Source organism: Ureibacillus chungkukjangi, from assembly GCF_044795995.1.
Lineage (GTDB): Bacteria > Bacillota > Bacilli > Bacillales_A > Planococcaceae > Ureibacillus > Ureibacillus chungkukjangi.
Map to the genome: position 1 here is coordinate 2,710,200 of NZ_CP085009.1, position 12,596 is coordinate 2,722,795.

The 12,596-nt window shown below is 35.8% G+C and carries 13 protein-coding genes; 1 reads left to right on the forward strand and 12 read right to left on the reverse strand.

What is annotated here, in order from left to right:
* Positions 1-189: 189 nt before the first annotated feature.
* The 11 genes from LG296_RS13405 to citZ all read right to left on the reverse strand — a co-directional run bounded on the left by LG296_RS13405 (position 190) and on the right by citZ (position 11,001).
* Positions 190-1,188, reverse strand: a complete 999-nt coding sequence (locus LG296_RS13405) for an NADP-dependent oxidoreductase (protein WP_404427065.1) — start codon at positions 1,186-1,188, stop codon at positions 190-192.
* Positions 1,189-1,226: 38 nt separating this feature from the next.
* Entirely contained in the window at positions 1,227-1,568 is a 342-nt protein-coding gene (locus LG296_RS13410; protein WP_404427988.1) for an ArsR/SmtB family transcription factor, read from the reverse strand.
* 372 nt (positions 1,569-1,940) lie between these two features.
* On the reverse strand, positions 1,941-2,120 hold the full coding sequence (locus LG296_RS13415; protein ID WP_251398658.1) for a hypothetical protein: 180 nt from the start codon (positions 2,118-2,120) through the stop codon (positions 1,941-1,943).
* A gap of 147 nt (positions 2,121-2,267) precedes the next feature.
* Positions 2,268-3,287, reverse strand: a complete 1,020-nt coding sequence (hflC, locus tag LG296_RS13420) for a protease modulator HflC (protein ID WP_404427066.1) — start codon at positions 3,285-3,287, stop codon at positions 2,268-2,270.
* Complete coding sequence (gene hflK, locus LG296_RS13425) at positions 3,284-4,252, reverse strand: FtsH protease activity modulator HflK (protein WP_404427067.1); 969 nt, start codon at positions 4,250-4,252, stop codon at positions 3,284-3,286. Before hflK ends, hflC begins: the two co-directional genes overlap by 4 nt.
* A gap of 214 nt (positions 4,253-4,466) precedes the next feature.
* Positions 4,467-5,912: a two-component system histidine kinase PnpS gene (gene pnpS / locus LG296_RS13430; protein ID WP_404427068.1), complete on the reverse strand. Its 1,446-nt coding sequence runs from the start codon at positions 5,910-5,912 to the stop codon at positions 4,467-4,469.
* Positions 5,909-6,622: a response regulator transcription factor gene (locus LG296_RS13435; RefSeq protein WP_107934254.1), complete on the reverse strand. Its 714-nt coding sequence runs from the start codon at positions 6,620-6,622 to the stop codon at positions 5,909-5,911. The genes pnpS and LG296_RS13435 overlap by 4 nt, the downstream gene beginning before the upstream one ends.
* A 54-nt stretch (positions 6,623-6,676) precedes the next feature.
* On the reverse strand, positions 6,677-7,114 hold the full coding sequence (locus LG296_RS13440) for a MaoC/PaaZ C-terminal domain-containing protein (protein WP_107934256.1): 438 nt from the start codon (positions 7,112-7,114) through the stop codon (positions 6,677-6,679).
* A gap of 245 nt (positions 7,115-7,359) precedes the next feature.
* Positions 7,360-8,298: a malate dehydrogenase gene (gene mdh / locus LG296_RS13445; RefSeq protein WP_404427069.1), complete on the reverse strand. Its 939-nt coding sequence runs from the start codon at positions 8,296-8,298 to the stop codon at positions 7,360-7,362.
* A gap of 249 nt (positions 8,299-8,547) precedes the next feature.
* Positions 8,548-9,807, reverse strand: coding sequence for an NADP-dependent isocitrate dehydrogenase (gene icd, locus LG296_RS13450; protein ID WP_107934260.1), 1,260 nt, complete (start codon positions 9,805-9,807; stop codon positions 8,548-8,550).
* A gap of 78 nt (positions 9,808-9,885) precedes the next feature.
* A complete protein-coding gene (gene citZ, locus LG296_RS13455) occupies positions 9,886-11,001 on the reverse strand; it encodes a citrate synthase (protein ID WP_107934262.1) in 1,116 nt (371 codons plus the stop codon).
* 248 nt (positions 11,002-11,249) lie between these two features.
* Between citZ and LG296_RS13460 the strand changes: the two genes are divergently transcribed.
* The gene (locus LG296_RS13460; protein ID WP_404427070.1) at positions 11,250-12,221 is read left to right on the forward strand and encodes an AI-2E family transporter; all 972 of its coding nucleotides are present in this window, start codon (positions 11,250-11,252) and stop codon (positions 12,219-12,221) included.
* Here LG296_RS13460 and LG296_RS13465 read toward each other — a convergent pair.
* On the reverse strand, positions 12,205-12,594 hold the full coding sequence (locus tag LG296_RS13465; protein WP_404427071.1) for an FxsA family protein: 390 nt from the start codon (positions 12,592-12,594) through the stop codon (positions 12,205-12,207). The two genes, LG296_RS13460 and LG296_RS13465, sit on opposite strands and share 17 nt — an antisense overlap.
* Positions 12,595-12,596 lie beyond the last annotated feature (2 nt).

The window sequence follows — 12,596 nt, forward strand, 5'->3', positions numbered from 1 at the left end:
AGATTTTTAAAAAGAAGAATACAAGCAAAAAGGCAGCTAACTAGTAGATTAGTTGCCTTTTTACTTGGTTGGGGATAGGGGGCTTCAATTCAAGGGGCTGTCGGTTGTCTGACGCGTTTTGGGCAGATAAAAAACTGTATCCACATCCACATAAATACAGTTTTTTTGTCTGTTTTACTTGCATTTTAACTATTTAATTTTTAATATAATTTTCCCTTTAGCTCTACCAGCTTCTGCATATTTCATCGCCTTTTGAGCATCCTCAAAAGGAAAGACTTTATCAATGACAGGCTTGATTTTTCCCGCTTCAATATAGTTTGCAATAATTTGTAATTGCTCACCGCTTGGCTCCATGAACAAAAATGTATATTGAACATTATGCTTTTTTTCAAGAGCAGTGAGCTTTTTACTTGCTACTGCAAACAGGAAGGTTTTAAACAATCCCGAACCATATTTCTTCGCAAAGCGAGCATTCGGTAATCCAGAAACGGAAACAATATTCCCTCCGTCTTTGACAATGCTAAACGATTTTTCAAGAATCTCGCCCCCAAGAGTATCAAATACCGCATCGTAATTTTTCAATATATCTTCAAACTTTTCTGTTTTGTAATTAATAATTTTATCTGCGCCAAGAGAATTTACTAAATCTGTTCCCGCCGCACTTGCTGTCGTCGCAACAGTGGCTCCCATTAACTTTGCGAGCTGAATTGCGAAAGTTCCGACACCACCAGCCCCAGCTTGAATTAAGATCTTTTGTCCTTTTTGTAATTGTAAAATGTCTTTAAACGCTTGATATGTAGTTAACCCAACCAACGGAATCGAAGCTGCTTCTTCAAAGGTTAAAATCTTAGGTTTTAAGGCAATATCATCTTCATGTACAGAGATATATTCAGCAAAAGTACCAATTTTACTTTTACGTGGACGTGCATATATTTCGTCACCGACTTTAAAACGAGTTACCTTTGCGCCAACTTTTACTACAACACCCGAAAAGTCATTTCCAAGAATAAGAGGCATTTTATATTTAAGTAATAATTTCACTTTCCCATCACGTATCTTAAAATCAACCGGATTAACACTAGCTGCATGAATTTCTGCAAGTACCTCATTATCAGCAATTTCTGGTGTAGGCAATTCTGCCATACGCATTTGAACCTTTCCGTATTTATCTATGACCATCGCTCTCATGTCTATTCCCCCAAATAATGTATTTTAAATTCTAAATTTCAATAAAAATCTTCCAAAAACTTATCAATATCGTTCACTAGATTTTTTAATAAACCTATTTTGGTACGTATATTTATATAGTAAAAATTCATTGTCCCTTCCTTACGCATTAAAATGACACCGGCTTCTCGTAAAATCTTAAGATGATGTGAAACAGCAGGTCGAGATAGATGTGTTTGTTCAGTAATCTCACCTACACGCAATCCGGTTTGACATTCAGTTCCCATTAAAACTAAAAGAATAGATTGACGGGTTTCATCACCAATCGCCTGTAATACTTTTTGAGAATGAATAAAATCTTCTTTGATACGATTTAGTTGGTCTTGTTTATTCAATGAAATCCCTCCAATAGTCAGTCGAATAGTTTAAGTTAACGAACCATATCACCGAACACAACGATATAATATAGTTAAGTTTGGTGCAATATTGAGAAAGTAAATCGAGACGAATGAAATTTCACTTCAAATACAAAGCTTTGGTTTCATCTATTGATGCCAATATAAAAAGCACCTTCCTTGTACTGGGAAAGTGCCGACTAGCTGCAACATTCAGTAAATTTAACACCCATTAAAAGGTTAAATCATCCATATTTGTTAGTTGAATATTTAATAACCTATAGATAACTTTTTACTAATCCAAAAACTCCCCCTTTGAATTTCAGTTGTTTTCTCAATGATTATTTTACTCAGTTTTATTTTTGTAAGAACCTCTCTTCATTTCCTACTATTTCTTTGGAGATTTTTCGCAAATAACACACCACCAAGAATAGCTATGGTCATCCCAAAAAATTTGATAGTAAAATTAATAAAATTGCTACCATCCGTTAATTGAAAACTAGCCACAAAGCTCCCAAAAACAATTATTAAAATACCTATGATCATTTTACTTTTCATAGTTCTCCCCCTTAGCCAACCTATACCTCTAAAGTAGCAATCGTTTATCTAACCCTTTCATTTGTTTCTATTGGTAAGTGCAAAAATTCATTAATCAGAAAAACTTGTAAAAATGGCTGACCTCCACAAGAGAAGCCAGCCCATTTCTTATTCTAAATACCCTGATAAAACTCTAGCATATGGAGAGTTTGATGGAAGGATAATCACTGTGTCTTCCCCGATTGTCTTTTTATAGGATTCGAGTGTTCTGTATAATCCATAGAATTCTGGGTCACGTGAGAAGGCAGAGTTATAAATTTTGGCTGCCTCTGCTTCCCCTTGTGCACGGATGACAGCAGCATCTTTATTTGCTGTTGCTATTAATTCACTAACTTCACGATCCGTTTGGGCAACACGCTCATTCTTTACTGCATCCCCTTCAGATAGATATCTCTGAGCAATTGATTCCCGTTCAGAAATCATTCGCGTATAGACGGATTGTTCATTCTCCTGTGGTAAATCTGTACGACGAATACGGACGTCAACCACTGCTATTCCAAAATTACCATTTTCCAGAGCCTTATTTACTTCTTCCGTTACACGGTCATTTATACTACCACGCTCGGAATTTTCATCATTTATAATTTGGTCGTAATTTAATTGTCCCAGCTGTGTACGCAGTACGGAATAAATATATTCCTCCATTCGAGACTCAGCATTTATGAGCGTCCCAGCATTAGAAATTAACGATTTCGGATCTGTAACACGCCATACTGCATAGTTATCAATAATAATTCTCTTCTTATCTAATGTGTTAATCTCTTCTTGTGTCATTTCGTATGTCATCAAGTTTTTTGGAAGGGTAGTTACACTTTGGATAAATGGAATTTTAATATTTAAGCCAGGTTCTTCCTCATATTTTACAACTTCTCCAAATTGACGAACGACCTTGTACTCATTTTCTTTCACAACATAAACATTCCCTATTACAATAATAATTACAGCAAAAATGGCAGTAAGGAGGATAGCCGTTTTGGCGAATTGCCGTCCATTAAACGGCTTTTTCTCCTTCACAATCTTCGTATCATTTGGGTCGTTTGAATTTTTCTTTTTGTTTTTATTATTTCCGAAAAGCGATTTAGCCACTTTTTCTAAATCACCATCAAATTGATTGTTGTTGTTACTCATTGCTTATCGCTCCCTTCAGAGGATTCTTCTGTTTTGACAGGAGAGGTTGCCGTTGGTTGAAGCGGTAAATATTTTAAAGTTTCACCATCATCATTCATGATATAGATCTGAGTATTTGGTAAAACATTTTCTAAGGTTTCAAGAATTAAACGCTGTCTAGTAATATCTTTATTGCCTTCATATTCTTTATATAAATCATTGAAGATTGCAACTTCCCCCTCGGCTTGCTGAATACGGGCAATTTTTTCCCCCTCAGCACGAGACTTAATAGCACTTACTTCACCCTGTGCTTCACTTAATTTTTGATTTTTATATTTTGCTGCTTCATTTGTTTTCGTGCTTTTCGTTTCACGAGCATCTGTTACAGCAGTAAAGGCTGCACGTACTTCCTCATTTGGTAACTCGACGTCCTGAAGCTTTACACCCAGGATACTTACGCCAATATCATATTTATCGACTAATGACACTAATAAATCTCGAGTAAATAATTCAATATCCGCTTTTCCGTTTGTTAATGCATTATCAATAGTAGAGCTGCCAATTATGGAACGAATCGCACTAGAAGTGGCATTATGTAGTATTTGTTTTGGATCTTCGGAGTTAAAGAGATATTTCTTCGGATCTGTAATTTTCCATTGTACGACTAAGTCTGTAAGTACAATATTTTCGTCACCTGTAATCATTTTTGTTTCATTGTCATAGGATTCAATCACGCCATCCTCGGTCTGTTCATAGCCAAACTGCAAACTATACGTTTCCTTTGAAAGGATTTCTACCTTTTGTACTGGCCATGGTAATTTAAAATGTAATCCTGAATCTGTAATGGTTTCATCCGCTTGACCAAAAGTAATCACAACTGCCTGCTCTGACTCATCTACTGTATACCAGGAAGTAAAAACTGCTATCAGTGCAACGATTGAAAACAAACTTAGTCCAGTGATTAACAAAGTACGCTTTACACTCATCTTGTTGTCCCCCTAAATTGTAAAATTTTGTTTCTTAATACATTTACGGATAACTCTCCGATAAGTTTCAACAAAAAAAGAAAATGCCCCTACATTGGGACATTTCCTTTTTGTATATATCTATTTACTATATTTGAAACAGGGGGGTTTCTATAAATAATCATAGGGTAGAAATATGAAGTAACAATAACAATATTGTAAATCTATTGTTAAGTTATTTTTTTAATGGAATTAAGACCTTCATGCAAGTACCTTTTCCAACCGTACTTTCTACAATGATCTTCCCATGATGAGCTTCTACTAAGTGTTTTACAATCGCTAGCCCTAATCCTGTACCTCCAGAATTACGACTCCGTGCTTTATCAATACGATAGAATCGTTCAAAAATACGAGCAATCTCATTCTTCTCAATGCCCATTCCCTGATCCTCTACCTCGATAATTCCATACTCACTATTCGCTTTTATGCGTAAAGTAATAGTTGTATTTTCCGGAGAATAAGTAATAGAGTTTGTAATTAGATTCGTGAAAATTTGAATCAGTCGATTAAAATCACCCATGACCATCACATCTCGCACAATATCTACATCAAACTGCATGTTCTTTTCATCCATTCGTGGGCTCGTTAACTCCACTGAGCGAATCAATACCTCCTGCAGGCTGGCAGGCATTATATTCACAGAGAAGCCATGCTGTTCAATTTTCGATAATTCAAGTAAATCTTGAATAAGCATTTGAAGTCTATTACTTTCCTGATAGATGATATCTAAAAATGAAATAAGCATCTTTTCATCTTTAAATGCACCATCTAACAGGGTTTCTGAAAATCCTTTAATGGAGGTAATCGGTGTTCTTAATTCATGAGATACGTTTGCCACAAAGTCCTTCCGTATTTGCTCCAGACGGATGAGCTCAGAAATGTCATGCATAACGATTACTACACCTAGCCAACGCCCATGATCTCCTACAACAGGTGCTCCATATATTTGTTTGTATTGAATTTCCTGATGGATTTCCACTTCAATTTGTTTACGATATGGAAGCTCTGTTAAGAAAACATGGTCGATAAACTTTTCAATCTCACTTGGCAGCCCTAGCGTTAAAAAGTTGAACCCCTTCACTTCATCGATGGATAGCTCAAAGCCTTCAAGAAATTGACGATTTACAATCGAAACGGTGGCTTCACGGTCAATCATAATTAGTGCACTACCCATATTTTCAATAAGGGTTTTTAAACGCTCTTCTTCAATTTCTCTTATTTTCTCAATTTCCTGCAGGTTCCTTGCCAAAATATTAATGGAATTTCTCAACTCCACGATACTAACAGGTCCAAGTGCATATGCTCTTGCACGATAGTTCCCTTTTGTTAACTCTCTTGCTGTTAGTGTTATATTTTCAATTGGGTCCAATAAGTTTCGTATTAGATAATTCGCAACAAAGCAAATTAGTACAAAGCATAGGAAAATCAAGAAAGCTATGATAGAAGCGAACTGTCTCCGTGTCTCCTCAATACTTTCCATATCAAAAACAAGACTATTTTTGGTTCCAAAGTTTTCGATGATAAAAGGAAAAAGCTGACCTAAAATAAAGCCAAGGACAGCTAAAATCGAACCTGTTAATATCATGAAGGTAACAAACAATCGGTTACGATATGCCTTCATAGGCTTTTTGGCTCCTCAAATTTATAGCCGATTCCTCTTATAGTTTTGATAAATTTTGGCTTGCGGCTATTTTCCTCAATTTTATCTCTCAAATGACTGATGTGGACATCAACAATTCTTGTATCCCCAGCAAAATCATAATTCCATACTGCACTTAGAAGCTGATCTCTTGTTAGCACACGATTTTTATTTTCTAAAAGATAAACAAGTAGTTCAAACTCTTTTGGTGTAAATTCCAAGGACTCCTCATCCAGAAAAGCTTCGAAACGATTTGGATAGACTTGTAGTTTTCCAAATTGATACACAGCATTTTCCGGCTCTTCTTCCTCTTGAGGCAAAACTGGTGTAAAACGACGCAAAACAGCTTTTACACGTGCAATTACTTCACGAGGACTAAAGGGCTTCGTCATATAATCATCTGCACCAAGCTCTAAGCCTAAAACTTTATCAAACTCATCATCTCGAGCTGTAAGCATAATGATAGGAATATTGCGTCTTTGACTGCGTAACTCCTTACAAACTTCCATTCCATCCATAGTAGGAAGCATTAAATCTAATAAAATCAGATCAGGTGAGTGCTCAATTGCCATATCAAGGCCAACTTTCCCATCATGTGCAAGGAGCACCTCATATCCACCACGCTCTAAATTGTACTTTAATAATGTTGCGATTGATACTTCATCTTCTACGACTAAAATTGTTTTTAACATAAGTAACCTCCAATGATGATTTGAAACCCCCATTTCAAATCAGAAAACAAAACTCTAATAAGGTGGTACTACTTTTATAACACCATTTAATACTTGAATTTTTTTATCCTTAAATGCATTCACATAGATTTCCACAAAATTTTGAGCGAAATCAATATGCTGTACTTCAAGTAAAAGCTCAATTGTTTCGTAATGATACACAGGCTCTAAATAAATGATGTTTTGCTCACGAATATGAGAACCTGGTCCAGGCAGGTGCTTGGATATAGCAGAAGTAATGATGCCATTTAACATAATTGCAGGAACTATCGGCTTTTTATAAGGTGTATCAAGCGCATAGTCATGTTGAATGTATAGCGGATTATTATCATTTGTTAAACCTAAATACAGAAGCAAATCTTTATCTTCAATCTTTTCATTTAACTGAAGCTTTTCGCCAACAATGATTTCATCAATCTTCTTTCCTAATTTCAAACCCTTACGTAGCAGCAATTAAGCAGCAACCCCTTTTCTTCACGGTTACCTTCATATTATCAATTTTTACTGAAAATAACAATCTCTAGAAGTTTTGAAAGAATTTAGTTAACTTAAGGAGATATGATTTGAAGGATACGTTCTGTTGAAGAACATATTAGTCTTACCCACTTATACTTTTTATGACAACTTTTATAGTACACCCTAATAATTAAAAAAATCGAGTGAGAATATTCCCACTCGACTCTTTAGAGAAGCATTTATTAACCTAATATACTCATTACTTCTCGAACAGCTTCTGCTGAGACATCCAAAGCTGCTTTTTCTTTATCGGTTAGCTCAAGCTCGAAGATTTTTTCAATTCCGTTTGCACCTAGCAGTGTAGGAACGCCGAGATAGATGCCATTATAGCCGTATTCACCCTCTAAATAGGCAATAGAAGGCAAGACGCGTTTTTGGTCTTTAATGATTGCTTCAGCCATTTCAATGAGCGCTGCTGCAGGTGCATAGTAGGCTGAGCCGTTTCCAAGGAGGTTGACGATTTCTCCTCCACCGACTCTGGTGCGTTGTACAATCTCCTCTAAACGTTCTGGAGCAATCAGGGTTTCTAATGGAATTCCCCCGGCATAGGAATATCGAGTCAGTGGAACCATTGTATCCCCATGTCCTCCTAATACAAAACCTCGAATATCCTTTACTGAGATATTTAACTCTTCTGCCACAAATGCACAGAAGCGAGCAGTATCAAGGACTCCAGATTGTCCGATTACGCGACTCTTAGGGAAGCCAGTTTCCTTAAATACTGTATAGGTCATTGCATCAACTGGATTTGTTAAAACAAGGATGGTTGCATTTGGCGAATGTTTGGCAATCTCACTTGCAACAGATTTCATGACCTTTTGATTGATTTGCACTAAATCATCACGACTCATGCCAGGCTTACGTGCAACGCCAGCAGTAATAATCACTAAATCTGAGTCAGCAGTATCTGTATAATCCGATGTACCTTTTACATGAGCATCAAAGCCTTGTACAGGTGCTGCCTCCCACATATCTAAAGCTTTCCCTTTTGTTGGGTTTTCACTTTGTGGGATATCTACTAAAACAACATCCCCTAGTTCCTTTTGAGCTGCTAGGAACGCTGCTGTTGCTCCAGTGAATCCTGCACCGATTACAGATATTTTTTTACGTTTTAGAGACATATTGTAAAACACTCCTTTTGAACCTGAGTTTGTTTAGTGCTTATTTATTTTATAAGGGAAGGCCCAAAATAAGCATCCGCCTTCTCCATAAATTAAAGGATTGATTACTTATTTACCCGTCTAAACTCAATATATCCAAAAAAGAAAGAAATAAAAAGAAAGGGTAGCTAATAATTCATAAAGTATTACTACTTTAATCATAAAAGCTACCCATTTTAATATAATTTTAAGTTTTCGAGAAACTAAGAATTAAAGGTTTTTGATTAATTCGTTAGCGAACTCTGAACATTTAACTTCTGTAGCGCCATCCATTAAACGAGCGAAGTCATAAGTTACAACTTTAGAAGCAATTGTTTTTTCTACAGAGTTAGTGATTAAATCTGCAGCTTCTTGCCATCCTAAGTGTTCAAGCATTAATACACCTGAAAGCAATACTGAAGATGGGTTAACTTTGTCTTGACCAGCATATTTAGGAGCAGTTCCGTGAGTTGCTTCGAAGATCGCATGTCCAGTTACATAGTTAATGTTAGCTCCTGGAGCGATACCGATACCACCAACTTGTGCAGCTAATGCGTCAGAGATATAGTCACCATTTAAGTTCATTGTAGCTACTACGTCGAACTCATTTGGACGAGTTAAGATTTGTTGTAAGAAGATATCAGCGATAGAGTCTTTTACAAGAACTTTACCGGCAGCTAAAGCTTCGTCTTGAGCTTTGTTAGCAGCTTCTACACCTTCTGCTTCTTTAATGCGGTCATATTGATCCCAAGTAAATACTTGATCACCATATTCACGTTCAGCTAAATCGTAACCCCATTGTTTGAATCCACCCTCAGTGAATTTCATGATGTTACCTTTGTGTACTAAAGTTAAAGATGGACGGTTATGCTTAATAGCATACTCAATAGCAGAACGTACTAAACGTTCAGTACCTTCTTTAGAAACTGGTTTAATACCGATACCTGAAGTTTCTGGGAAACGGATTTTGTTAACACCCATTTCTTCTTTTAAGAAGTTGATTACTTTTTTCACTTCTTCAGAACCTTGAGCATATTCGATACCAGCATAGATATCTTCAGTGTTTTCACGGAAGATTACCATGTCAACATCTTCTGGTTTTTTAACTGGAGAAGGTACACCTTCGAAGTGACGTACTGGACGTAAGCATACATATAAGTCAAGTTGTTGACGTAATGCTACGTTTAAAGAACGAATACCGCCACCGATTGGAGTTGTAAGAGGACCTTTAATAGCGATTAAGTATTCGTTGATTTTATCTAAAGTTTCTTGTGGTAACCATTCACCAGTTTGGTTGAATGCTTTTTCACCAGCAAGTACTTCTAACCATTCAATTTTCTTTTCACCATTGTAAGCTTTTTCAACAGCTGCGTCGATTACGCGAGATGCTGCTACCCAGATATCTGGACCAATTCCGTCACCTTCGATGAAAGGAATTGTTGGATTATTTGGTACCTGAAGTGCACCGTTTTCTACTACAATTTTAGACATGGATGTTGCCTCCCTATTTTCATAAATCTAGGACTGTGATTTCACAGTCCTAGACAATTTTAACATATATTCGAAAAATTATCTTTCCTCGATTGATACGTATTTTTGCATTCCTGGTCCAACATATTCTGCACGAGGACGAATTAAACGATTATTTGCATATTGCTCTAAGATATGTGCAATCCAACCTGAAGTACGAGAAACTGCGAAGATTGGTGTGAATAAGTCATGTTCGATTCCTAATGAATCATAAACTGATGCTGAGAAGAAATCTACGTTAGCTGGAAGATTTTTTTGCTCAACGATCATGTCATGAATTTTTACCGACATATCATATAATTCTGGCTTACCAGTTAATTTAGTTAACTTTTCGCTCATTACACGTAAGTGTTTTGCACGTGGGTCTCCTTTGCGGTATACGCGGTGACCGAAGCCCATGATTTTTTCTTTGTTGTTTAATTTAGTTTGGATATAGTTCTCAACATTATCAAGTGAACCAATTTCAGATAACATTTTCATAACTTGCTCGTTAGCTCCACCGTGAAGAGGACCTTTTAAAGCACCAATTGCAGATGTAATACCAGAGTATACATCTGATAATGTAGCTACACATACACGTGCAGTGAATGTAGAAGCGTTTAATTCATGGTCAGCATGTAAAACTAATGCTTTGTTGAATGCTTCGATTTCGATTGGTGCTGGCTCTTTACCATGTAACATATATAAGAAGTTTGCAGCATATCCTAATTCAGGTTTTGGTGCAATTGGTTCTAAACCTTTACGGATACGAGAGAAACCAGTTACTACAGTAGCAATTTTAGCTTGTAGACGAATTGCTTTACGGTAGTTAGCTTCAGTAGACATTTCGTCTGCTTCTGAATCATAAACACCTAATAATGAGATAGCTGAACGTAATGCAGCCATAGGGTGAACTGTATCTAATGGATATGTTTTGAATTGGTCAAAGATTGCTTGAGGTACTTCAGCATTGTCCGCTAAGCTTTGAGTTAACTCAGCTAATTCGGCTTTGTTTGGTAAACGTGTATGCCAAAGTAAATATACTACCTCTTCAAATGTAGCATTTTCAGTTAAATCATCAATATCATATCCAACGTATGTAAGTGTGTCATCGATAATTGAACTGATTTTAGTTTCTGCAGCTACGATACCTTCTAAACCACGTGTTGCTGTCATAAAAAATCGCTCCCTCTTGTATAAAAGTTTTTAGTTGTAAGTGCTTTCTTTTTGTAGCACTCAATTATTCTGCTCATGTGAACCTATAAGTAAATCGCTTACATCTCATATTATAATAAATTTTGACGTCTTTGTGAATGAAATTAAATGAAATTAAGAAAAAACTGATTAGTTAATGAAAATGTTGTTTAAAGAAGAAGAAATTAACTAAAACGAGATATGAATTACATAAAATAGAGGTGGTAAATTTGCAAGCAAGTAAAAAGAACGTCTTTCCTTACAAAAAAAACCTGAAATATTTACTGTTAATTCTATACTTTGCTATTTTATGGCTCATATTACCTGTTTCAATCGCTGTATTTTTTGCCTATTTCTTGTATCCTATCATCAACTTTTTTCATAAGCATTTAAGAATACCATACATATTAAGTGCTATCCTGATTTCCGCATTAATATTCATATCCACTTATGTATTCTTTTTCATGACCGTACAAAGCATAATCGCTATTTACCCAGAAGTAAAGGTTCAAGTCCAAAATTTAGATATTCTTAATTCGGGAGATCATATATTATTAGAAACTATTTTCAATAAGTCTCTTTCCTATATTGATGGTGCCATTATGGGCATTGCGAATGTATTGCAGGATATCCTATCCTACATCATCGAGCTTTTCATCTTTATCGTGGCTTTCTTCTTTGCCATATTTGAGTCAAAAAACAATCGCTATTGGTTTTTCATCTATGTTCCCAAACAATACCGCGACGAGTGGAAGGGCTATTTTTCAAAAGGTACAAGTCTATTCGGTTACTTCATCTTTGTAGAATTCCAATTATTTATCATTACCTTCTTCTTATTAAGCAGTGGACTTGCCTTAATGCAATTTGAGCATCCAGTGAATAAATCGTTCTTAATATCCTTAGCAGATGCCCTACCATTTTTCGGAATTGGCTTATTTCTAATTCCGATTGCTATTTACTTCTTTGTTATTGGCGAAAAAATTCTTTGTTTAGCTTTAGTCGTTCTATATATATTTATACAGATTACAAGGCAACTCGCTGAGTCTCTATTGTGGGCATCCACATTCCATCTAAGAACTGTACACACCTTCTTTATAAGCGCTGCCTCAATATTACTTTTCGGAGTATATGGAATACTATTAAGCCCATTCCTTTTGCTGATTGCAGTAAAGCTTAAATCAAAATCTATCTATGGACAATAAATACCTGCCCATTCTTAAGCTTCTTTCTTAACCAATAAAATATTGCTGGCTTATATAATTTTCGAGTAAACGGAATAATTAAAGTAAATCCAACAATATCTGTTAGAAATCCTGGTGTTACTAATAGTACCCCACCTACAAAGATTAAAAACGTATCGATTATCGCAACTCCTGGCGGGTTTCCTTTAGATATACTATTTTGGAGATTACGTACAGATTGCATTCCTTGTTTTTTCGCTATAATAACTCCGATTACGCTAGTTAGTATTATCAATAGTAATGTAGTAAATACACCCATTACTTTTCCAACCACTATAAAAATAGCTATTTCAACTAATATTGCTGCTATAAAAGCACCTATTATTTTTCTCAAGA